This is a genomic window from Chryseobacterium sp. OSA05B (assembly GCF_019970065.1).
Taxonomy (GTDB): domain Bacteria; phylum Bacteroidota; class Bacteroidia; order Flavobacteriales; family Weeksellaceae; genus Chryseobacterium.
The window spans coordinates 45,407-67,840 of sequence record NZ_JAHXYH010000004.1; the positions used below are offsets into that span (position 1 = coordinate 45,407).

Here is a 22,434-nt window from a genome sequence, read left to right on the forward strand (position 1 = left end):
ATAAAAAGTCCCAACGGGACGATTTAACAAAAGATAGGACGCAGTCCTATTAATAAGCAGTCCATCAACATAAAAAGAAAATGAACAAAAAACTAAAAGTATTACTATCAGGCGGCGGAACAGGAGGACACATCTTCCCGGCTATCGCTATTGCAGACGAAATCAGAAAAAGATTTCCTGATACAGAATTTTTGTTCATTGGAGCCAACGGAAAAATGGAAATGGAAAAAGTTCCGCAGGCTGGTTATAAAATTGAAGGAATTGATATTGCCGGAATCGACAGAGGAAATATGTTATCGAATTTAGGGCTGCCTTTCAAAATTTTGAAAAGCTTATCCAGATCGAAGAAGATCATTAAAAGTTTCGCTCCCGATTTTGCAGTTGGAACCGGAGGTTTTGCAAGCGGTCCGGCTTTGTATGAAGCCAATAAACTGGGAATTCCCATCTTTATTCAGGAGCAGAATGCCCATGCAGGGGTAACGAATAAAATCTTAAGTAAGAAAGCCAGAGCTGTTTTCACGGCTTATCCTAAAGTGGAAGGTTTTCCTGCTGAAAAGATAAAATTCCTGGGAAATCCTATTCGTGAGAATATCATCACAGGAATGACGGAAACAGACCTTGCAAAAGAAAAAATGGGGCTGAGTAAAGATAAGCTTACCATTCTTTCAGTAGGTGGCTCTTTGGGCTCCAGAACTTTAAATAATGCCTGGAGATCTCATTTAAACGAGCTTGTCGATAAAGACTATCAGCTCATCTGGCAAACAGGAAAGCTTGATTATAAAGATATTTTAGAAGAAACAAAAGATTCCGACAGCAGAAACATTCAGATCCTGGAATTCATCAAGGACATGGAACTGGCCTACTCTGCAGCAGATATCATTGTTTCAAGAGCCGGAGCTATTGCCATTTCAGAGTTGGCGGTTGCTAAAAAGCCGGTTCTTCTGGTACCTTTCCCGTTTGCGGCGGAAGATCATCAGACCAAAAATGCCATGAATCTGGTTGAAAAAAATGCAGCCAGAATGGTAAAAGACTCTGAAATGCAGGAAAAATTCTGGAATACTCTGGAAGAAATCTGCAACAGTACAAGTATAAGAAATGAAATGTCTCAGAATATGGAATATTTTGCCAAGCCCAATGCAGCAAAAGAGATTGTAGATGAGATATTTAGCATGTTAGTAAGATAATTGATAAAGGGCTTAATTCTTTAATCATTTAATCTTTAAATTTTTTAATAAATAATGAAAATTCTAGAAACATATCAAAATTATTACTTCGTAGGGATCGGAGGTATCGGAATGAGTGCTTTGGCACGTTATTTCAATGCTTCGGGCAAAAACGTGCTGGGCTATGACAAGACCAATACCAAACTTACGACCCAACTGATGAAAGAAGGAATTGATATTGTTTTCGAAGATCATATTGATGGAAAAATAACCGACCTTCAAAAAGAAAACACACTGGTCATCTATACTCCCGCCATCAAATCGTTGGGAATTCTAGATTATTTCAATCAGAATCAGTTTGAAGTTTTAAAACGTGCCAAAGTTTTAGGCCTGATCACAGAAAATACAGACTGTATCGCTATAGCCGGAACTCACGGAAAAACAACAACTTCCACATTGGTTTCTCACCTGTGTAAAGAGGCTGACCTTCCGTTTTCATGCTTTCTAGGTGGCATTTCTGAAAACTTCAGATCAAACTTTTTGTACAACGGTACACAATATTCTGTAGTAGAAGCAGATGAATACGATAGAAGCTTCCTGGCTCTTTCTCCGGACTGGGCCGTGGTAACGTCTACCGATGCTGATCACCTAGATATTTACGGTGATAAAAGTCATATTGAAGAAGGCTTCAAGCAGTTTGCAGCACTTGTTCCGAACGACAGACAGTTATTTGTAAGAAAAGGACTGGATATTGGCAGAGACCATAAAACTTACGCTGTCAATGAAGAAGCAGATTACTATTCAGACAACCTGCGTATGGATCATGATAAGATCTATTTTGATTTCCATACTCCGTCTGAAACAGTAAAAGACTTTGTTTGGGAAATCCCGGGCATCCATAATGTGGAAAATGCTACAGCAGCATTGGCTATCCTTCACAATTTAGGAGTGGATTTTGAAACGCTGAAAAAGGCCATTGCCAATTTTAAAGGAATTAAAAGAAGATACACAAAGCATATTTATCCAAACGGTAAAATTTACATCGATGATTACGCCCACCATCCGACAGAGATCAATGCGGTAGTGAGCTCAATCAGAACGTTTTATCCTGAGAAAAAACTGTTGGTGGTTTTCCAGCCGCATCTTTTCAGCAGAACAAGAGATTTTGCAGACGGGTTTGCAGAAAGTTTAGGTAAAGCGGATGAACTGATCCTTCTTGATATTTATCCGGCGAGAGAACTTCAGGAAAATTTCGAAGGAATAACATCCGGCTGGTTATTGGAAAAAGTGAATTTAGATAAAAAAGAAAGATCGGATCTCTCCAGTGCTTTTGACAAAATAAAAGAAAAAGATTTTGACATCCTTCTCACCGTAGGCGCAGGAAACATTGACACCCTGTATGATCCTATTACGGAATGGATTGCACAAAAATAATAGTGGAAAAATTAATAATGAAAAATGAATCAGTTCTGATGTATGACATCTGAAATCTGACGTCTTAGAATTATGAAAAATAAATACAGAATATTAAAAATTGCTGTCACAGTGATCATCCTTGGATTACTGCTGAGTTTCTCATTGAAGAGATTCAGCGGCCAGAAGATCACGGACAATAAGATTTCTGTAAAAATGAATGAAAAAACTCCGGTATACTTCATTGATGAAAAAGATATCCGGGAAATTGTAAAAAAAGAAAACCCTTCCGGAAAGGTGGGAGACCTAAATATTCCGGTATTGGAAAAGAAGATCAATTCACTTCCGGCCGTAGACAGTGCCAATGTCTATTTGAACTTAAACGGGAAGCTTTATCTGGATATTAAGCAGAGAGTTCCAGTATTCAGACTGAATAAAGACGGAAGAGACTTCTATGTAGATGAAAAAGGAACTGAGTTCCCCATTTCCAAAACCTACTCGCATCCATGCATGTTGGTCACAGGAAATGTAAGTCCCGATGAATACGAGAAACTGGCAGAACTGGTGGGAAAAATTGATAAAGATGATTTCAGTAAAAAATTCTTTATCGGAATTTCAAAAAGCAAAGGCGATTATAATCTTCTCACCAGTGACGGAAATTATAAAGTAGAAATAGGAGATCTTGATAATATTGAATTTAAAGTAAAGGGGTTAAAAACTTTCGTGGAAAAATACCTTGTATTCCAGGATCCCCAAAAATACAGCATGGTTTCTGTGAAATACCAAAACCAGATTGTAACCACTTTAAACCCTTATTTTAAAGAAAACGACAGTATTCTGAAAGCAGGAAATCTGGAACTTGCCAAAGCCCCGGCACTGGCTGCAGCAAAGAAACCTGATGTAATGCCTAAAAAGGCGGAAACTAAGAAAACAAAAACACCTTCAGCTAAACCGAAGGAAAAAGCAAAGCCAAAAACTACTGTCAAACCAAAGGAAACTAAAAAAACAGAGAAAAAGCCAACAGCTGCAAAGCCCAAGGCAAAAGTAAAAATAGAATAACATAGAGTCCCAAAGGGACGATTTAACATAGAATTGGATAAAATCCACTTGGATTAAAAAAACGGGACACCGTCCCAGACGTGAAAAAGTAGAAAAAAAATCAAATCGACATAAAATGGAAAATCAAGAGTATTCAGTAGGTCTGGACATCGGGACAACGAAGATTGTCGCGATTGTCGGAAGGAGGAATGCACACGGGAAGATAGAAGTTCTCGGCGTTGGGAAGGCCAAAAGTCTTGGAGTTCATAAAGGTATTGTGAATAATATCTCACAAACCATTAATTCAATCAAGGCGGCCGTTTCTGAAGCACAATCCAGCGCAGGAGTTCCTATCCGTAAGGTCACAGTAGGTATTGCAGGAAAACATATCCGTTCTCTTCAGCATTCCGACTATATCATGCGTGAGCATCCGGACAAATTTATTACAGACGACGACATCGAAGCCCTGAAAGATCAGGTGAAAAAACTGGTTATGCTTCCCGGAGAAGAAATCATCCATGTTCTTCCCCAGGAATATAAAGTAGATTCCGAAGGTGAAATTCAGGAGCCTGTAGGAATGCATGGAAAGCGTTTAGAAGCTAACTTCCACGTAGTAGTAGGACAGATGGGCAGCATCAGAAACATCGCAAGATGTGTAAGAGAGGCAGGCCTTGAAATGGAAGCCCTTACCCTGGAACCTCTGGCGTCTTCAGAAGCCGTATTAACGAAAGAAGAAAAAGAAGCCGGCGTTGCTATTGTAGATATAGGCGGCGGTACTACAGATATTGCGATCTTCAAAGATAATATCATCCGTCATACCTGCGTGATTCCTTACGGAGGCGGTATCATTACGGAAGATATCAAAGAAGGCTGCTCCATCATCGAGAAACACGCAGAACAGCTGAAAGTAAAATTCGGTTCTGCAGTTCCCGAGTTGGAAAAGGACAGCACATTTGTAACCATTCCCGGACTTCACGGAAGACCGGATAAAGAGATTTCCCTTAAAACGCTGGCGCAGATTATCAACGCGAGAGTGGAAGAAATCCTTGAAATGGTGAATACAGAATTAAAAGCTTACGGAGCATTCGAGCAAAAGAAAAAACTGATCGCAGGGATTGTCCTTACGGGAGGTGGATCCAACTTAAAGCACCTTCGCCAGCTTGCCAATTATACAACAGGTTTTGACAGCAGAATAGGATTTGCTAATGAATATATCGCAAACGACAAGAATCAGTACCTGAAAGGCCCGGAATTTGCTACTTCAATCGGCTTGCTGATGGAGAGTTTGAAGATTCGGGACAAAAAGCAGGGCGCTGAAACAGAAGAACTCGTGGAAGAGGAAATGGCCAACGCAGAAACTGCTGTGGCACAGACAGAAACAGTTCAGGCAGTTCAGCCTACAGCGATCGTTCAGGAACAACCCGTTGTGAATGAGCAGCAGGAAAACAGAAGAGCGAAATTGACCTTCGGGCAGTCGCTTATGGAAAAAGTAAAAAAATTCTTTGAAGAAGTAGAGTAATATAAATGATAGAAGATCATTGATAATTGATAAATAAAAAGCTTTTTGCCCAACGCCATTTATCACTCATCAGTTATCATTCATCACTCATCAATTATAAAAAGCATAGTTATGGAAAATATAGGTACACAAGGATTTTCATTTGATTTGCCAAAAGGAAATTCATCCATCATAAAAGTAATCGGTGTAGGAGGCGGTGGAAACAACGCGCTTAAACACATGTACGAGAAAGGGATTTACGGAGTAGACTTCGTAGTCTGCAATACGGATGCCCAAACGCTAGATAATAACCCCGTTGCCAACAAAGTACAGCTTGGTACCACCATCACAGAAGGTCTTGGTGCCGGTGCTGATCCTGAAGTGGGGGAAAAATCTGCTATTGAAAGCATCGAAGAGATCAAAGCATCGATGGGCCAGAATACCAAAATGGTATTCATTACTGCCGGAATGGGCGGTGGTACAGGTACCGGAGCTGCTCCTGTGATCGCTAAGGTAGCCAAAGATATGGGAATTCTTACCGTAGGTATTGTTACCGTTCCTTTCAGCTTTGAAGGTAAAAGAAGACTTGAACAGGCCGAAATCGGTCTTGAAAAGCTAAGAAATAATGTTGATTCACTTATTGTTATCAATAATGATAAATTAAGACAGCAGTTCGGAAACCTTGGATTCAAGCAGGGATTCTCAAAAGCCGATGAAGTTTTAACCAATGCCGCGAAAGGAATGGCAGAAGTTATTACCGGTTATTTTGATGTAAACATTGACTTTAGAGATGCTAAATCCGTACTTCAGAACTCTGGTACAGCTTTGATGTCTACCGGAATTGCTTCAGGAGAAAACAAAGCGGAAGAAGCGGTTAAAAAAGCGCTAGACTCTCCGTTGTTGAACGACAACAAGATCACCGGTGCTAAAAACGTCCTTCTATTGATCAGAAGTGGTGCCGAAGAAGTGACCATGGATGAGATCGGGGTTATTATGGACCACATCCAGAAAGAAGCTGGAAATACCGCTGATATTATTTTCGGGGTGGGTGCTGATGAAGAACTGGGAGATTCTGTAAGCGTTCTTGTCATCGCTACAGGTTTTTCAAATGACAGCAAAAGATTCGCGGGTCCTACAGAAAAGATCAGAATCAGTCTTAACGACAGTCTTGAGACGCCAAAAGCCTCTCCTTTTAAAACAAGGGAAGAAAGAGAAACACCTTCTGAAACAACACGTGATTTCGGCGGAAAACATACTTTCAGACTGGATGATGAGGACAATGATGCTCCACAGTTCGGTATGACCTCTTCTGAAAAAAAAATGATTATTGAGGAAGAAGAAATCAAAACAGAAATAAAATTCTTTGATAAAGAGGGAGATACGCAGAACAGTGCTTCCCGTGACTGGAGAAATGAAGAAGAATCAGAAGAAGAGTCTTACAGCTTATTCTCTTATGATGAAGAAGGAGAAGATCCGAATGATCTGGAAATCGAGTCTTTTAAATTTGACTTTGATTCCAGAAAAGACGAAACGCCGTCTACGCCAGCTACCAGTGCTTTTTCAGATGAGAAACCTGTTGAGTTCAGCTTCTTTGTGAACAATCAGCCTTCATCTAATGAGCCTAAAACTGACTATGGTCAGCCAAAAGCAGAGTTTACAGCACCAGCAAGTGCAGTAACTGAAATTCCGGTTCAGGCAGTTGAAGCTATCTTCCAGACAAGATATGAAGAGCCGAAAGCTGAAACAAAACCGGCCTTTGAAGAAAAAATAGAAATTGAAACTCCAAAACCTGCAGAATCAGAATTCACATTCGTGAATAAAGCGGTTGACCAGGACAGAATTGTGGAGAGAAGAAATAAATTAAAAGAATTCAATTCACGCTATCAAAGCTTTGACAGCACAAGCGAATTCGAATCTGTACCGGCTTTCAAAAGAAAGAATATCGCCATAGACGGAACCAATGCCTCAGATCAGAATATCAATACGTATCTGTCTGACAACAATGGATCTATGCAGGTGAGAGAGAACAGATTTTTAAATAAAGACGTTGACTAAATAATGCGATGATGAGTTGATTTGATGATGCGATAATTAATCATCACATCAGCCCATCAGCATATCATCAAATTACCAATACCATGAGTTTAGAAAATATCATAAGCGAAGCTATTAAAACAGCCATGAGAGCGAAAGACAGAGTCGCTTTGGACTCTCTGAGAGCTGTAAAAGCTCAAATTTTAAATCTACACACTGAAGCGAGAGGAGTTGAAGTTTCTCCGGAGCAGGAAATTGCTATCCTTCAGAGAATGATCAAGCAGCGTAAAGATTCTTTCGAACAGTTTTCTGCACAGGGAAGAAATGACCTTGCTGAAGTGGAAGAGGCTCAGATGAAAGTGATTGAGCAGTTTCTGCCTAAACAGCTGAGTCCGGAAGAACTGGAAGCTGAGATCAAGAAAATTATCTCAGAAACCGGAGCTGAGTCTGCAAAAGACTTAGGAAAGGTAATGGGAGCTGCTTCAAAAGCGTTGGCAGGGAAGTCAGACGGAAAAAGTATTTCCGAAATGGCGAAGAAACTGCTTTCATAAAACCGGGATACGTGGTGTGAGATCCGGGATCTAACCGGAACACCAACATGAACCCCAAAAACAGGATATCCAACCTTTGCATATCGATTTGATTAAAGAATCCCGGGACGCTAGCGTTCCGGGATTCATTTTTTGGATATTCATAATTATTAATTCAGCTGATCATGTATAAAAACTGAATAGGTGTTACTTACGACTGTTCTCATGCCGTATTGAATAATTTGAATGCTCGAGGGAAAGCAGTAAATGTTTTTTTCATGGTCGTTTGTTTTTCAGAATCATTTCAAATTTAGTAAATATTTCTCATTATTCATAATTTTATTTCACATTTTTTTGAATATTATTGATGTATTAACATTATATTAATTTTATCTGACTAAACCATTGATAGTTTTTATATATTGAAGAAAAGCTAAGAAATCATTAACTTTGTACCGATAAAAAACAAAATATATGTATCCAACAGATTTAGTAATGCCTATGAAGGCAGAACTTACAGATAAAGGTTTCCAGGATTTAACATCTCCTGCACAGGTAGAAGAGGCTTTAAAGCAGTCAGGAACTACTCTATTGGTCATCAATTCAGTTTGTGGATGTGCAGCAGGTGCGGCAAGACCGGGAGTTGTATATTCTTTGACTGGTGATAAAAAACCTGATCATTTAACAACTGTGTTTGCAGGATTTGATACGGAAGCTGTAGCGGAAGCAAGAAAACACCTTGCTCCATTCCCTCCAAGCTCTCCATGTGTAGCGCTTTTCAAAGATGGTGAATTGGTTCACATGCTGGAAAGACACCACATCGAAGGAAACCCTGCAGGTGCTATTGCGGCCAATCTTCAGGCTGCTTTTGACGAGTACTGCTAAGAAACAATCAAGCAAAATACGAACCCGCTACAGATGATGTAGCGGGTTTTTTATGCTGAAATTGGGCCAATAAAAAAAACAAAGATGCTTCATTTTCATTGATAATGCAGATTAGAGCTTAGCTTAAGCAGTAAATGCCACCGTAAACACCCAATCAGTGAAGAGAGAAAAGGATTCGAACCTTTGATGCGAACAACGCATATACTGTCACGAAAACAATACGCCTTAAGCCACTCAGCCATCTCTCTTTGTATAAAATAAATGATCACATCTTTTGCGGCAAATACAACCGCAAACATCTAATCAGTGAAGAGAGAAAAGGATTCGAACCTTTGATGCGAAGAACGCATATACTGTCACGAAAACAATACGCCTTAAGCCACTCAGCCACCTCTCTTTGTATGAAAAATAAGTTATCAGATCTTTTGCAGAAAATACAACCTCAAACATCCAATCAATGAAGAGAGAAAAGGATTCGAACCTTTGATGCGAAGAACGCATATACTGTCACGAAGACAATACGCCTTAAGCCACTCAGCCATCTCTCTTTGTATAAAAATAAGTTATCAGATCTTTTGCAGAAAATACAACCGCAAATATCCAATCAATGAAGAGAGAAAAGGATTCGAACCTTTGATGCGAAGAACGCATATACTGTCACGAAGACAATACGCCTTAAGCCACTCAGCCACCTCTCTTTGTATAAAATAAGTTATCAGAATTTTTGCCGTAAATATAACTGCAAACATCCAATCAATGAAGAGAGAAAAGGATTCGAACCTTTGATGCGAAGAACGCATATACTGTCACGAAGACAATACGCCTTAAGCCACTCAGCCATCTCTCTTTGAAAGATCTATTTATGAAGAATATGATTTTTCATAGTAGTTTTTTATTTTTTTCTCTATATCAAAGTAATCTTTGAGATCATTATCAAAATCTCTGTGCTTATAGTTAGTTTTATCAATCAGCTCATACTGCATACGGTAAAAATCAATATTTCCGATAATCTTCTTTATGGACTGTACAAAGAATTCCAAATCTTTTTCCGTTGTGTAAAGACCTAAACTCACTCTAACCATTCCTCTATACAGATTAACAGCTGATTCATCTTCTATATCCCATAATTCCTCTACTAAACAATCTTTTACAAATGGATGGGAACAAAAACATTCATTCCTCACAGCAATTCCGAAATAATCGTTTAAAATCAAGGAAGTCAATTCGTGAGGGATGTTCTGTAAGTTCAGACAGATGACACCAACTTTGTTTATAATATTTCCATTGGGATAAAGGATTACTTCCGGAATCTGACTTAGCTCAGCATATAAATAATTGATCAGATGCTGTTCTTTAGCATAAACTTTCTCCATGTCTAAGTGTTGCATAAAATTGATCGTGCAGCCTAGAGATATGATTCCCGGAATATTTAATGTTCCTGCATGTTCTTTATCCGATAGATGTTCGGCTACTGTAAAATCATTTAATGTAACTGAGCTTACCATTCCGCCACCATAAAATATCGGCTCCATCTGAGCCAGAATTTGTTTCTTTCCGATTAATACCCCTGGAGAACCCGGAGTGTATATTTTGTGTCCCGAAAAAACAAAGAAATCGACAGAAGATAAAGGGTCTTCATTATTTACTAATGAAACCGGTGCATGCGCTACCAGCTGTGCTCCATCAACGATAATATAAGCATCATACTGATGCGCCAGTTTGGCAATTTCATGGTAAGGAGAAATCTCACCGGAAACATTACTTGCGCCGGTAATGGCCACGTAGTTTACTTTTCTGTTAGAGCTTGCGAGCTGCTCTTCTATTTGAGCTAAATCAAAGCCTATATAGTCTCCTTTTTCATCAAACCCTGAAATATACATTACTTTTTCATGGTTCACACGATGGGGAAGATCATTAGAATGGTGCTCCATAGAAGAGATCATAACGGTATCTTTCTCAGGTCTCAGTTTACTTAATCCCAGCGCGAGTCTATTTAATGGAAAGGTAACCCCATTTCCGAGGAATACAACACCATAAGTATCATCCGCTCCTAAGAAATCCTTGATTGTATTTTCTGCCCACACAATAAGCTCAGTAGTAAATTTAGCAGCTGCATGTACTTTGGTGTGTGCATTAGCATAATAGTTTAAATATTCCTGAGAGATTTCCTGAGACAACCTTAAAGCCAGATTACTTGCGGCCGAATCTAAATAGATGCGTTCCGTTTTTTCCTGATCCGATGTTTTAATGTACAGATCTGTTCCTATAAATAGCTTTTTATAATTCATAAAAGAAGTTTTGTAAAAAAATTAATGACGTTTTTAGATGTAAATATTTGAGGGTGGATATTTTTATTATCCTACTTCTTTTACAGGTTTATGACCAATCTTTCTTGTATGCATCTTCTTCATCACAAAAAAAACTATGACAATAGCTTTTCAGGTTATAGACTTCTGTTGCTACATATTCTCCCAATCTGACACGATCAACATAAATATCATTTGAGATATGAATAATATCTTCTGACTGATGCTTATTATAAACCAAATGCAACAGCGTGGCTAAAATCAAATTACACTTCACACTGGCTCCCTCCCTCATGACGATCGGACTTCCATCCGGGCCCGAAATAGTATATGCTGTTTTAGACTCACTTATTTCGCACTGGTCATTATTAATACATCTTACAAGTGATTGCTCATTGCTATTAAACAGGGTATATTTCTCGGGCGATACCTTATATCTCTTCCGAAATTCCAGCATCGCTCTATTTCTTACCGAGCTTTCAAAGTAAATCTCTATCTCTGAACTTTTTACATCATATTGATCCAGAATCTTCAAATAGTTTTCCGGAATTTTATAAACTTCCTTAAACTCTTTTCTAAACGAAATATCCACACCGATATCGTTAATCCATAAGTTAAATGAAACTTTATTTCCTTTATTTTTTAAATACTTAAAAGATTCAAGACCCAGTTCGAAAGAATGTATCTCGGACTCTCCTTCATGAGAAAGTTCTTCCAATCCATCTGCAATACAGTAATGTCCTGCAATAATTGATTGATTTTTCCCTTTAATCTCTCTTAATTCCTTTTCAATAACGCTAAAAGCACTTTTGGTTGAGTTCATAGCAACAATATATTATACCTTTAAAATTAAAAACGAGTAAACGCCTGCAAGTTCAGAGTATTCCAGCAGAGTGCTTTTACCATTTTGACAAAACCTCTGAACATCCGTCTTCGTATTAGGATCAGTGGCTATAAGCTTAACCTTATCACCTGCTGACGTTGTTTTTAAGATCTTTTTTAATCTTAATACCGGAATTGGACATGTTTCACCAGAAACATCTAAAATTGAAAAATCTGTTTTCATAACTTCTTAATTTCTAAGCATATCACTTTTTTGATACTTTTGAAAGTCCTATAAAAATTAATAGAATACCTGGATATATATACATACTGGGTGCCTCAGCCAGGAATAAATATGCAAAAACAATCGCAAAAACCGGCTCCAGTAGCAGAAGGTTTGATAATAATAAAGGAGGTAATTTTTTAGAGGCATAAGCAAATCCAAAAGTAGGAATCGCTGTCGAGAATATCCCCAAAGCAATGATGCTTACCATATTAGAAGCACTCAAACTCTCTAATTCAATCCCTACCTTATCAAATAATAGAATATAAAGAAATACCAAACCTCCAAAAAAACAGGTTCCTAGGGTTACACTTAAAGTATTTATCTGTTTGTTTAAAAGATTTTGCCTATTCGAGATCATCACAAAAACAGCAAATAATAATGCCCCTGTTATTGCGAATATATGTCCCAATACGGAAGACGAAGAAATATTTAACGGTGCACTCAGATGCGGATACATGATGATAGCCACTCCCAAAACAGCAACTACAGTTCCTATATACTCATTTTTTGAAATGGCATTGCCCTTAAATATTCTAAATAAAATGACAAAAAAAGGAGAGAGACTTATTAACAACGTTACTTCTCCAATAGGAGCAAGCATAAAAGCCATCGTTCCAAAAAAATAAGTCAGAAATAAAACTAAACTTAGAATAACAATTATTTTATTCGAAAATAAATCTTTGAAAACCTGTTTGGTTTTTCTTTGAAGGAATAAGACAAGAAACAAAGCAAAACAAGTTATAATGAATCTCAAAGAAATAATAAGCAATGGAGACTTCAGGGATGAAAGTCTTATAAAAACGCCTACCATACCCCAGCCCAGTATAGAAGCTAAAGCAGTTATTAAAGACGAATTTCCATTCTGGTTGGTTGCCATTGTATTAGTTTTTTAATATTTTGAGAGACCTCTAATATTCCTCGAAAATTTTTCTATAATTTGTAAATAATAAATTAAATATTCCCCTGAAGAAATTTTAAAAATTTTGACTGCAGCAATATTAAACAAAAATATCACACAAACGTGAAAAAAAATAAAAAATGTAAAATCATCATTTTTTTCCACTCAATTTCTGCAATATAAACGGAGTTGTGACGGTTAAAATTTAAAAATAAATAACTGACAATCATTATAATACAAAAACATCCTATTCATCAACAAGTATTTATTTTTCTAAATAAATTTTTCAGAAAATTGTTTAAAAACTGAAAAATATTCTTTTAATACTCTTGAAATAGATCTCCCAAAAAACACTAAAAGCAGGTGAATCTTCCCTGTAAACATGACTAAGATCAGTCAGGACCTTTGTTAATTTTCAGGGTTATTTTATTTAACGTGATAAAAATTCTCTAAAAATCCAAATATTATTATATTTGTTGGAATGGCAACAAAGGCACTTTTCAATACTGTAGTCAACTGGTTTATCCGTCAGAGAATAGATCAGATTCAGAATTTCATGGACCATCCCATTGAAACTCAGAAAGGTATACTCTTTTCCCAGCTGTTTCATGCTGAAGATACTGAATACGGCAAAGCATATGGCTTCAATTCAATTTCAAGCTACCAGGACTTTAAAAATAAGGTACCGATCGTTACTTATGAAGATTTTGAGCCTTTTATCGAAAGAGCAAGACAAGGACACAAGGATGTGAGCTGGCCCGGATACATCAAGCATTTTGCAAAGTCCTCAGGAACAACCAATGCAAAAAGCAAGTTTATCCCCATTTCCACCGAAAGTCTGGAATACTGCCATATGAAAGCAGGAAAAGACATGGTATCTATCTACGCCAACAACCACCCTGAAAATCAACTTTTTACCAATAAGAATCTCCGTTTGGGAGGCAGCTCCGAGCTCCATGCAGATTTCAATACCAAATTCGGGGATCTTTCCGCTATATTAATTGACAACCTCCCTTTTTGGGTAGAAATCACCACAACACCAAGCAAAAAGGTTTCCCTTATGTCTGAGTGGGAAAGCAAGCTTAAAGCCATCACTTCAGAAGTAAAGAATGAAGACGTGGGAAGTATTCTTGGTGTACCCAGCTGGATGATGGTTCTTCTTCAGAGGGTCTTAAAAGAAACAGACAGCGGAAGTATTTCTGAGCTGTGGCCTAATTTAGAGGTGTTTTTTCACGGTGGTATCAGCTTCAAACCCTACAAGGACCAATACAGGCAAATCATCGGGAAAAAGATCAACTACTACGAAATTTACAATGCTTCTGAAGGCTTCTTTGGAATCCAGGACAGATCGGACAGCGACGAAATGCTGCTGATGCTGGATTATGGTATTTTTTACGAATTCATTCCGATGGACCAGTTTCATTTTTCCAATCCGAAAGTAGTCAGTCTGGAAGATGTTGAAGTCGGAAAAAACTATGCGATGGTGATCACCACCAACGGTGGACTGTGGAGATATCTGATTGGTGATACCGTAGTATTCACGTCTACCAATCCTTTCAGAATAAAAATAACGGGAAGAACCAAGCATTATATCAATGCCTTCGGGGAAGAGCTTATGATTACCAATGTAGAATCTGCCCTTTCAAAGGCTTGCGAAGTGACCGGAGCAAGCATTACAGACTTCACCGGTGCTCCTGTTTTCATGAAAGAGAATGAAGGCGGTGCCCATGAATGGATCTTCGAATTCAGTCACCATCCGGATGATCTGGAACGTTTTACCGATGCATTCGATCATCATTTAAAAACGATCAATTCGGATTATGAAGCCAAAAGATATAACAATCTGACCCTGAAAAGACCGATTGTTCACATCGCAAAACCCGATCTTTTCTACCAATGGCTGGAATCCAAAGGAAAGCTCGGCGGCCAGAATAAAGTCCCGAGACTGAGCAACGACCGGGAATATATAGATCCTCTACTGGAACTTAACAAGTAGTGTGAGTAGAAAGGAAGCTTGATGATGGAAGAAGGAAGTTGTAGAGATCCAAAAACCAATATTGGGATACTTACTTAAAATGAAAGACAAATTCCTCCTAATCCCTAATCCCTAATCCCTAAAAAACACCACATAAAAAAACGCAGCCAAAAATTGACTGCGTTTTCTGTATTTTAGTAGTTTACTATTTCTTTAAGTCTTCCTTCAATTTTTTCGCACCCTCCTCTACTTTGGCAGCTCCCTTTGCAGCGGCGTCTTTTACATCCTGTCCAACTTCTTTCGCTCCTGCTTTGATGTCTTTTCCTGCCTTATTAAGGTCTTCCTTCGTTTTCTGGGTGGCTTCGTCTATTTTGTTTCCTGCTGCATCTACTTTAGCTTTTACATCTTCCTTCGCCTTATCTATTTTAGCGGTATCCACGTGAGGAGATGTTTCAGAAACGGTAGTTGTAGTCGTGGTTACAGATCCGTCAGCTCCTTCAACCTGTTCTGTTTTAGTTGTAGATTTAGTGCATGATACAGCAAATACTGCGATGGCAGCTGCTGCTAAGGTTTGTTTTTTCATATTTTATATTTTTTTAAAAGGTTTTTAATCTGGTGTGAATTTTATTCTGTCTTTACTCCATTGGTGGGTGGAGTTTCTGATGTTTTTTGTTTCTTCTCTGCTTCCGTCTTCTTCTTTTCTTCTTCCAGCTTCTTTTTGTTCTCTTTTTCAAGCTCTTCTTTCAGCTTTTGCTCTTCCTTCTGAAGTTTTTCAGCCTGCTTTATAGAATCCTGATATTTCTGTGATGACATTCTGATCTGTCGGACGATATCTACCGATGTAGCACCTGCTGAAAATGAATCCACAGCAGCGGTATCATAATGGATTTTTACCTGCTCATCTGCCGCAAAACCTGGTGTTTCCTTCTTTGAACAGGCAGACAGCAAAAGCAGTATTACAAAAACCGCAGAGAGTAAATTTTTCATGGAACTAATTTAGCAGAAATTCTGCAATTACAGGATAGTGGTCCGATAATTTTACAGAGTGGTCTACTTTATAGCTTAAAGGAACGATAGACTTTGAAGTAAAGATATAGTCGATTCTAAGAGGTACCTTATAATCATGAAAACTGGTTGACGCTCCGTTTCCTACCGTAAGGAAGGCATCCTGAAGGTCTTTCCCCAGATTATAATATTCATAAGAATTGGGCACCGAGTTAAAGTCCCCCGCCAGAATCACCGGATAAGGTGAAAAATCAATTACTTTACGGATCTTTCTGATCTGGTCTTCATGGGCTTTAAAAGTAGGTGTCATATGGGAAATAAGGTTCGCAATTTTGCCTCCCTGTTTTGCAAAACCTTCAAATTTAAGCATTGATTTATGAAGTCTGAAAGGCTCCAGATATACATTAACCACTCTTATGATCTGCCCGTTGATATCTACGTCGGCATAGAATGAGTTTCCTCTTGCGCTTTCTTCAATCAGCTTTTCCTGTCTTACAATTTTATGCTTGGTCTTCAGAATCACGGAAGGGTATTTTACCATATCCTTTCTGATAGCCCTGTTGGTATCTTTTTCCTGAACCAGAATAATATCTGCATCCTGATCTGTGATGTATTTTTTTACTTTATCCCAGCCGAAATCACCATATTTTACATTGAACGTAATCACTTTGATATCTCTGATGGATTTAAAACTTTCTGTTTTTGGCGAAAAATTGACCCATCGTCTTACCGGATTGTAAAATAGAAATGTTCCCAATAAAAAGGCAATGGATATTTTCTTGCGTTTAACAATCCAAACCAGTGTAAGAAGGACATATACGATAATCAGATAGGGGAAACCAAGGGAAAGTAGGTTTAAAGAGCCTAAAAAATTAGGGGGAATCCATGCGTTGCCCAACGTGCATAAGAGCAACACGGCAACAACAATATGAATAAATAGTAATAACTGGCTCGGCTTCATGAAATAAACGGACTAGGGTACGCTTCTCTTCATCAAAAATCCTACCAAGCACTAAAGCTTTAACTAATTTTATGATTATTAATGTTTTAGTGAAAATGTTCCGATCACCGGATAATGATCTGAAAGCTTTACAGTTCGGTCTACTTTATAAGTCACCGGACGTATGGTTCTTGAGCTGAAAATGTAATCAATCCTGATCGGAAATTTGTAGTCATGGAAGCTGGTTGCGCTCCCTTTTCCTGCTTTTACAAAGGCGTCTTCAAGACCATCGGACAAGTGATAATATTCGTAGGAATTCGGAACAGAATTAAAGTCGCCGGCAAGAATAACGGGGTAAGGTGATGTTTCAATACTTTCCTGAATAATATCAACCTGATCCTGATGTTTTTTAAAAACTGGAATCAGTCTTTTAACGATATTTTTCATCTTCCTTTCATCCTCTTCTTTGAGACCATCCATTTTGATCATCCCTTTTTCAAATTTAAAAGGTTCAAGGTAGATATTGATAAACCGGTATATTTTTCCTTTAATTTCAATATCCGTTTGGGAAGCATAAGCATTATTGCTTTCAAAATCACTTTTGATCAGTTCCTTAGAGTCTATAATTTTATATTTTGAAAAGACTTTCAGTACTCCATTCTCACCACTACCCTCCATTCCTCTGACCGAAATTTTACTTCCCGATTCCTGCAGCATAACCACATCGGCACCAGCACTGTTCAGGTATTCATTAACTGCATCTTTACCCAGCAAACCGGCTTTCACATTAAAAGAAATTACTTTCAGGTCTGCCGTTTCTTTTTTATCTGAGGTGAAATTAATCCATCTCTGTACAGGAACCATAAAGAGAAGTCCAGCCAGCATAAATGCAAAGGTTCTTTTTTTCCAGCAGAAAAGCCAGAAAACAGTGAATACTGCGTATATCATAATCAGCACAGGAAACCCTAAAGAAAGCAGATTGAACCACGGAAATATTTTAGGCGGAACATATGCATTCAACAAAGTACCCAACAGCAGGAATAATACGCCCACGTGCAGGATTAATATTATAAGACGGAAAACTTTCACAGAATTTTTCTAATTAAACCTATACAGGTGTTTTTTCCATATCCTTGCAAGAATCCAACCAACCAGGGCGCCTCCAACGTGTGCCAAGTGTGCGATACCTCCCCCGTTTCCGGAAACACCAAGGTATATAGAAACTACGATAACAAGAGGCATCAGATATTTAACTTTGATCGGAATCGGGATAAACATCATCATGATTTTTGAGTCGGGATAAAGAGTTGCGAAGGCAGCTACCACTCCAAAAATAGCTCCGGAAGCACCTACCATGGGTGTGGCCACAATCGCTTTAAAGCTTTCCACCAGTTCTTTCTGCTTAAGAACCGATGCTGCATCTCCACTAAATCCTACACTTGCTCCGGATAAATAAGCATTTACGTTGAATCCAAGCTGCTGCAATTCACTTGTTAGCTGCTGAGCTTCAACAAAATTCCATAGGTTAAAAAGGAAAAAAGCTCCAAGTCCACTTAAAAAATAGAGGATCAAATATTTTTTTTCTCCCAGCGTCTGCTCCAGAATAGGCCCGAAACTGTATAGTGTCAGCATATTAAACAAAATATGCATAATACTTCCATGCATAAACATATGCGTAATAATCTGCCATGAATGGAAAAACGGAGAAAAAGGATAAAACCCGGCAAGATAACCGATGACCTGATTTCCGAGAAAATACGTACCAACAAATACGATCACATTGATAATGATTATATTCCTTGTGATGGGCGGTATATTGTTAAACATTTTTTAAAATTTGTTTTTAAAATCATTAAACGGAACTTCATAAAAACATCTTTTGCCATCCGGTAAAAATTCCGGAAAGCCTAAAGCTGTAAAGTCTTTGATGACCTGTTCCGCATCTTTCTTATAAATAAAATCGAACCTTGACTTCGAATGCATTTTATTCCACTGGTTGAGATAAAACTGCATAAATTCCTCTTCAGTCTTATATTCCAGGATCTCAAAAAGATTCTCCAGGAACTTCATCGCCTGGGTTTCTTTCAGCCCTTCGGGAAGTGCATCTATTCTCAGCACGCTTTCATGTGCAATTTTCATGTCAAACCCGAGTTCCGGAAGAAATTTCTTGAAAGAATTGTATTTACTCTTCTCAATTTCGTTCATATGGTACTCCAGAGAAAACAGCAAAGCATGGCTGTTAGGGTTCACATTGATATTGTTTTTCCTTGATGTTTTATTGTTTTCGGAAACGACCAGTCTGTGCATTCTTCCAAGATCCAGCATCAGGGTGACATCTCCTTTGTTGAACAACCAGTAGCCGTTCGGCAACCTCATCAGGTCTTCATCGAAATCTTCGTCTTCAAATAAATTGATCTTCGAAGGTTCTGCCGTCATATTCTGATGGTACATTTCCGTAAGGTTCTGGATCTCTTCCGGACGTACATTTCTCTCTTCAATAAACGGATTATAGTCTTTGTCTACGATAATTTCCGGCATCTTGATCATACCCCCACCGCTGTTTCCTTTGCTTGGAAAAGGCTTATTCATCATTGCATCCATTTCCGGATCTTTATCAAAATCCAGGCTTGGAGAAACGTTATAAATTCCCAGAGATCTTTTGATGGTAGAACGAAGCAGGGCAAAAATAAGGTGCTCGTCTTCAAATTTCACCTCTGTTTTCTGAGGATGGATATTCACATCGATCTTTTCCGGATCCATTTCCAGATACAGGAAAAATGTAGGAACATATCCCGGTAGCAGCAATCCTTCAAAAGCTTCCTGAACCGCCTTATTGAAATATGGGCTTCTGAAATATCTTCCGTTCACGAAAAGGAACTGCTCCCCTCTCGATTTTTTAGCGCCTTCAGGTTTGGCAACAAATCCATGAAGTTTACACCAGATAATATCTTCTTTGATAGGAATCAGCTGTGGTTGCAATTTACGTCCGAAAACATCTACAATACGCTGCATCTGACTTCCTTTCCGCAGTCTGAAAACCGCTTCATCGTCGTGAAAAAGGGAAAACTCCAGATTTTCATGAGCCAGAGCAACACGCTGGAATTCATCGATGACATGTCTGAATTCAACATTATTATTTTTAAGGAATTTTCTTCTGGCGGGAACGTTATAAAACAGGTTTTTCACCAGAAAATTAGATCCGTCTGCCGTCTGTATCGGGTCCTGAAACTGAAATACCCCTCCTTCAATGTAGATATTGGTTCCAATCTTCGCATCATTCTGCTTCGTTCTCAGTTCAACCTGGGAAACCGCAGCGATAGAAGCCAGTGCCTCACCTCTAAATCCTTTGGTAGAGATCTTAAAGATATCTTCCGTTCCTTTGATTTTTGACGTAGCATGTCTTTCAAACGCCATCCTGGCATCAGTCTCAGACATTCCTTTACCGTCGTCCACCACCTGGATCAGGTTTTTTCCGGCATCCCTGATAATCAATTCTATCTTGGACGCTTCCGCATCAATAGCATTTTCCAAAAGTTCTTTCACAATGGATGCAGGTCTCTGCACCACTTCTCCTGCCGCAATTTGGTTAGCTACATGATCCGGTAAAAGCTGAATAATATCTGACATAAAACGTTTAATCAACTTACAAAAATAGTCAATGGAAACGGGAATTAAAACAATAAAACCGTGAATTAAAATTTAATTATCAACATTTTAATCACAATTTGCCATCCGGTTCTGTTTTTATCCCTGATGGAGGAAAAAAACATTGAAAGGAGGATGTCCTTTTTTTAACGCAAAGTTTAATGATGAATTGCTCTAATTTTAAGTTGAACAAAGAGATGTGGCTTCGCCACTGACTAAGCGACAGTTTTATATGTACGCTTCATCGAATCAATTTTTGATTGATTCATCTTTTGAAGACTTAGAAATAAAACGCTTTAATATCAACCTTTGCGTTCAACAAGAAAATAACGTTCTTTCAACTGAAGAAGAACACCCCTTCTCTACCATCGAAAAGGGGTGTTTCACAGCTAGTTTACACAAAAATAATACTGATATTTACTTTATTTCTTTACGGCTTATTCATCAAAAACAAGCGTTCTTTTTTCTTTTCTTTTTGGGATTCCGTGTACTTTATCGTACAGGGAAGCTAATATATTCGGTTTCTTATAAATCCTGCTGTAGCGGTATCTGGTATTAAAGTGTCTGATATGAATTTTGTAGGCATCATACCCGATGACAATCAAAAGACACAGACTGATCACATAAAATACCCTGAATTCAAGATAATAGTACGTCAATCCTGAGAACACTGCTCCTAAAACATAGGCTGCCATAATACTCGTCAGCAGTTTTGCTCTTGCAATCAGTTCTCCGCTCTTTCTATATTTCTTTTTTGTAAACATGGAAAGCAGGATTCCAAGGTCAGTGGTGGTACCCGTCAGGTGAGTTGTTTTCACTGAGAAGTTAGAGATACTCGCGGTAAGCCCGTTCTGAAGCCCGGTTGCAAAAAGCATCAGCGCTACCAGATATTCCGTTTCTTCGAGTGTTTTCTGGTAATAAAACTGTCCGTATATTCCTACAAATAATAAGCATATGATCTCCAGTACAATCGGCATAGAGTGTGCAAAATATTTACTCTTTTTATTGAAGTTGATGACGATGAAGTTAGACACAAAGCTTCCGAAGAAGAACAGGAAGATCCATGCTCCTACCACAGCCACCTGCGACCAGTTTCCTTTACTTATTTCCGCCGCCAATATGGCGTAGTGTCCTGTTACGTTGGAGGTAAAAGAGAGAAAAATTAACAGAGACGCAATATTTATAGTACCTGCAGTAAATGCAGTCAGCGTCCCCAATCTGATATTGTCTCCCAATGTTCGGCTGTTACTATAATTTCTTAACATTTTTATTCTTTTTTATGGTGTTGATGAATTTTTTAGACCTCTACAAAGATCTCCGCCAGTCTTCCTCTTTCCGGAAGTCTCTCAGGCATTTCCACTTTGATTTCCTGAACCTGCAGATCTTTGCATTTTTTGATATAAGGAGCTATGTCAAATTTTCCTTTGCCCTTACTTTTAATAGACGGAGAATAGTAAGCTTCCTCTATATTTTCTACTTTCACGTAATTATTGAAGGTTCTCTGAAAGCTTCCCGTGAAAATATCGCAGATGATCTTATTGACCAGGTGAGGATATTTGTTTCTGATGATTCCGTAAGCATCACAAAACTCCTGTGGTCTGATCTTATTAAAAATGGTGCTTTTGGTATTGAAAAGAAGATCTCTGATAGAATCTCCGGCTTCATATCCTGAAACCAAAAGAACATTATATTGATTCTGATCTTCCGATGCTTCTTTCTCTTTCAGTACTTTTTTTAATATGTTCAGTGATTCAAGAGAGAAATCCGTGGCGATTAAAATTGTTTTGGTCATATCTTTTAGATTTAGGTTTGTTGTCATATTTTGATGATACAAAACTAAAGCGGCAAGATTAGAAGCCCTTTGGAATGGAATTAAAATGTGATTAAAGAGATTAAAATGAGATTAGAATATTGTTAATGGCTGTTAACATAAAGGGAAATAAGTGAAGACCTCAGATGTCAGATTTCAGACATGAGACTTTAAGGATAAGGAGGA

20 protein-coding genes and 5 tRNA genes are annotated in these 22,434 nt (G+C 38.2%); 8 read left to right on the plus strand and 17 right to left on the minus strand.

The window, feature by feature from the left end; genetic code table 11:
• Window positions 1–80 precede the first annotated feature (80 nt).
• From murG to LC419_RS15900, 7 genes are all read left to right on the plus strand, one after another.
• A complete protein-coding gene (murG, locus tag LC419_RS15870; RefSeq protein WP_223608283.1) occupies window positions 81–1,184 on the plus strand; it encodes an undecaprenyldiphospho-muramoylpentapeptide beta-N-acetylglucosaminyltransferase in 1,104 nt (367 codons plus the stop codon).
• Window positions 1,185–1,238: 54 nt separating this feature from the next.
• Complete coding sequence (murC, locus tag LC419_RS15875) at window positions 1,239–2,597, plus strand: UDP-N-acetylmuramate--L-alanine ligase (RefSeq protein ID WP_223608284.1); 1,359 nt, start codon at window positions 1,239–1,241, stop codon at window positions 2,595–2,597.
• Between the two features lie 72 nt (window positions 2,598–2,669).
• On the plus strand, window positions 2,670–3,635 hold the full coding sequence (locus LC419_RS15880) for a cell division protein FtsQ/DivIB (RefSeq protein ID WP_223608285.1): 966 nt from the start codon (window positions 2,670–2,672) through the stop codon (window positions 3,633–3,635).
• 115 nt (window positions 3,636–3,750) lie between these two features.
• A complete protein-coding gene (ftsA, locus tag LC419_RS15885; RefSeq protein WP_223608286.1) occupies window positions 3,751–5,133 on the plus strand; it encodes a cell division protein FtsA in 1,383 nt (460 codons plus the stop codon).
• 111 nt (window positions 5,134–5,244) lie between these two features.
• Complete coding sequence (gene ftsZ, locus LC419_RS15890) at window positions 5,245–7,167, plus strand: cell division protein FtsZ (protein ID WP_223608287.1); 1,923 nt, start codon at window positions 5,245–5,247, stop codon at window positions 7,165–7,167.
• A gap of 83 nt (window positions 7,168–7,250) precedes the next feature.
• The gene (locus tag LC419_RS15895; protein ID WP_047456528.1) at window positions 7,251–7,697 is read left to right on the plus strand and encodes a GatB/YqeY domain-containing protein; all 447 of its coding nucleotides are present in this window, start codon (window positions 7,251–7,253) and stop codon (window positions 7,695–7,697) included.
• A gap of 453 nt (window positions 7,698–8,150) precedes the next feature.
• On the plus strand, window positions 8,151–8,561 hold the full coding sequence (locus LC419_RS15900) for a BrxA/BrxB family bacilliredoxin (protein ID WP_034724594.1): 411 nt from the start codon (window positions 8,151–8,153) through the stop codon (window positions 8,559–8,561).
• Window positions 8,562–8,721: 160 nt separating this feature from the next.
• Here the strand turns inward: LC419_RS15900 and LC419_RS15905 are convergent.
• From LC419_RS15905 to LC419_RS15945, 9 genes are all read right to left on the minus strand, one after another.
• Window positions 8,722–8,809 (minus strand) — tRNA-Arg (locus LC419_RS15905).
• A 61-nt stretch (window positions 8,810–8,870) separates the two neighbouring features.
• Window positions 8,871–8,958, minus strand: a tRNA-Arg gene (locus LC419_RS15910).
• 63 nt (window positions 8,959–9,021) lie between these two features.
• Window positions 9,022–9,109: transfer RNA gene (locus LC419_RS15915), tRNA-Arg, on the minus strand.
• Between the two features lie 62 nt (window positions 9,110–9,171).
• A tRNA-Arg gene (locus tag LC419_RS15920) sits at window positions 9,172–9,259 on the minus strand.
• Between the two features lie 61 nt (window positions 9,260–9,320).
• Window positions 9,321–9,408: transfer RNA gene (locus tag LC419_RS15925), tRNA-Arg, on the minus strand.
• A 13-nt stretch (window positions 9,409–9,421) separates the two neighbouring features.
• A complete protein-coding gene (locus tag LC419_RS15930) occupies window positions 9,422–10,849 on the minus strand; it encodes an aminotransferase class V-fold PLP-dependent enzyme (protein ID WP_223608288.1) in 1,428 nt (475 codons plus the stop codon).
• Between the two features lie 88 nt (window positions 10,850–10,937).
• Complete coding sequence (locus LC419_RS15935) at window positions 10,938–11,690, minus strand: hypothetical protein (protein WP_223608289.1); 753 nt, start codon at window positions 11,688–11,690, stop codon at window positions 10,938–10,940.
• A 12-nt stretch (window positions 11,691–11,702) separates the two neighbouring features.
• Complete coding sequence (locus LC419_RS15940; RefSeq protein WP_223608290.1) at window positions 11,703–11,933, minus strand: sulfurtransferase TusA family protein; 231 nt, start codon at window positions 11,931–11,933, stop codon at window positions 11,703–11,705.
• Window positions 11,934–11,955: 22 nt separating this feature from the next.
• Window positions 11,956–12,852, minus strand: a complete 897-nt coding sequence (locus LC419_RS15945) for a DMT family transporter (protein ID WP_223608291.1) — start codon at window positions 12,850–12,852, stop codon at window positions 11,956–11,958.
• A gap of 502 nt (window positions 12,853–13,354) precedes the next feature.
• On the opposite strand from LC419_RS15945, the gene LC419_RS15950 reads away from it, so the two are divergent.
• A complete protein-coding gene (locus LC419_RS15950) occupies window positions 13,355–14,869 on the plus strand; it encodes a GH3 auxin-responsive promoter family protein (RefSeq protein ID WP_223608292.1) in 1,515 nt (504 codons plus the stop codon).
• Between the two features lie 184 nt (window positions 14,870–15,053).
• Here LC419_RS15950 and LC419_RS15955 read toward each other — a convergent pair whose 3' ends face one another.
• From LC419_RS15955 to LC419_RS15990, 8 genes are all read right to left on the minus strand, one after another.
• On the minus strand, window positions 15,054–15,431 hold the full coding sequence (locus tag LC419_RS15955) for a hypothetical protein (RefSeq protein ID WP_223608293.1): 378 nt from the start codon (window positions 15,429–15,431) through the stop codon (window positions 15,054–15,056).
• A 41-nt stretch (window positions 15,432–15,472) separates the two neighbouring features.
• Entirely contained in the window at window positions 15,473–15,835 is a 363-nt protein-coding gene (locus tag LC419_RS15960) for a hypothetical protein (protein ID WP_223608294.1), read from the minus strand.
• A 4-nt stretch (window positions 15,836–15,839) separates the two neighbouring features.
• Window positions 15,840–16,814, minus strand: a complete 975-nt coding sequence (locus tag LC419_RS15965; RefSeq protein ID WP_223608295.1) for an endonuclease/exonuclease/phosphatase family protein — start codon at window positions 16,812–16,814, stop codon at window positions 15,840–15,842.
• A gap of 78 nt (window positions 16,815–16,892) precedes the next feature.
• Entirely contained in the window at window positions 16,893–17,846 is a 954-nt protein-coding gene (locus LC419_RS15970) for an endonuclease/exonuclease/phosphatase family protein (protein ID WP_223608296.1), read from the minus strand.
• Window positions 17,847–17,891: 45 nt separating this feature from the next.
• Window positions 17,892–18,620 (minus strand): rhomboid family intramembrane serine protease, encoded by a 729-nt coding sequence (locus LC419_RS15975; RefSeq protein WP_223608297.1) that lies wholly within the window; start codon window positions 18,618–18,620, stop codon window positions 17,892–17,894.
• Window positions 18,621–18,623: 3 nt separating this feature from the next.
• On the minus strand, window positions 18,624–20,420 hold the full coding sequence (gene mutL / locus LC419_RS15980) for a DNA mismatch repair endonuclease MutL (protein WP_223608298.1): 1,797 nt from the start codon (window positions 20,418–20,420) through the stop codon (window positions 18,624–18,626).
• Window positions 20,421–20,875: 455 nt separating this feature from the next.
• Window positions 20,876–21,703 carry a YoaK family protein gene (locus tag LC419_RS15985; protein WP_223608299.1) on the minus strand — a complete coding sequence of 276 codons (828 nt, stop codon included), beginning with the start codon at window positions 21,701–21,703 and terminating at the stop codon, window positions 20,876–20,878.
• A 32-nt stretch (window positions 21,704–21,735) separates the two neighbouring features.
• The gene (locus tag LC419_RS15990; RefSeq protein ID WP_223608300.1) at window positions 21,736–22,257 is read right to left on the minus strand and encodes a hypothetical protein; all 522 of its coding nucleotides are present in this window, start codon (window positions 22,255–22,257) and stop codon (window positions 21,736–21,738) included.
• Window positions 22,258–22,434 lie beyond the last annotated feature (177 nt).

Excerpts from the sequence above, each read along its gene's own strand:
- LC419_RS15900 (WP_034724594.1), top strand. The coding sequence starts at position 8,151 with ATGTATCCAACAGATTTAGTAATGCCTATGAAGGCAGAACTTACAGAT.
- LC419_RS15955 (WP_223608293.1), bottom strand. The coding sequence starts at position 15,431 with ATGAAAAAACAAACCTTAGCAGCAGCTGCCATCGCAGTATTTGCTGTA.
- LC419_RS15975 (WP_223608297.1), bottom strand. The coding sequence starts at position 18,620 with ATGTTTAACAATATACCGCCCATCACAAGGAATATAATCATTATCAAT.
- LC419_RS15880 (WP_223608285.1), top strand. The coding sequence starts at position 2,670 with ATGAAAAATAAATACAGAATATTAAAAATTGCTGTCACAGTGATCATC.
- mutL (WP_223608298.1), bottom strand. The coding sequence starts at position 20,420 with ATGTCAGATATTATTCAGCTTTTACCGGATCATGTAGCTAACCAAATT.
- LC419_RS15895 (WP_047456528.1), top strand. The coding sequence starts at position 7,251 with ATGAGTTTAGAAAATATCATAAGCGAAGCTATTAAAACAGCCATGAGA.
- LC419_RS15985 (WP_223608299.1), bottom strand. The coding sequence starts at position 21,703 with ATGTTAAGAAATTATAGTAACAGCCGAACATTGGGAGACAATATCAGA.
- LC419_RS15965 (WP_223608295.1), bottom strand. The coding sequence starts at position 16,814 with ATGAAGCCGAGCCAGTTATTACTATTTATTCATATTGTTGTTGCCGTG.
- LC419_RS15950 (WP_223608292.1), top strand. The coding sequence starts at position 13,355 with ATGGCAACAAAGGCACTTTTCAATACTGTAGTCAACTGGTTTATCCGT.
- LC419_RS15960 (WP_223608294.1), bottom strand. The coding sequence starts at position 15,835 with ATGAAAAATTTACTCTCTGCGGTTTTTGTAATACTGCTTTTGCTGTCT.
- LC419_RS15940 (WP_223608290.1), bottom strand. The coding sequence starts at position 11,933 with ATGAAAACAGATTTTTCAATTTTAGATGTTTCTGGTGAAACATGTCCA.
- ftsZ (WP_223608287.1), top strand. The coding sequence starts at position 5,245 with ATGGAAAATATAGGTACACAAGGATTTTCATTTGATTTGCCAAAAGGA.
- LC419_RS15990 (WP_223608300.1), bottom strand. The coding sequence starts at position 22,257 with ATGACAACAAACCTAAATCTAAAAGATATGACCAAAACAATTTTAATC.
- LC419_RS15930 (WP_223608288.1), bottom strand. The coding sequence starts at position 10,849 with ATGAATTATAAAAAGCTATTTATAGGAACAGATCTGTACATTAAAACA.
- murC (WP_223608284.1), top strand. The coding sequence starts at position 1,239 with ATGAAAATTCTAGAAACATATCAAAATTATTACTTCGTAGGGATCGGA.
- LC419_RS15935 (WP_223608289.1), bottom strand. The coding sequence starts at position 11,690 with ATGAACTCAACCAAAAGTGCTTTTAGCGTTATTGAAAAGGAATTAAGA.
- murG (WP_223608283.1), top strand. The coding sequence starts at position 81 with ATGAACAAAAAACTAAAAGTATTACTATCAGGCGGCGGAACAGGAGGA.
- ftsA (WP_223608286.1), top strand. The coding sequence starts at position 3,751 with ATGGAAAATCAAGAGTATTCAGTAGGTCTGGACATCGGGACAACGAAG.
- LC419_RS15945 (WP_223608291.1), bottom strand. The coding sequence starts at position 12,852 with ATGGCAACCAACCAGAATGGAAATTCGTCTTTAATAACTGCTTTAGCT.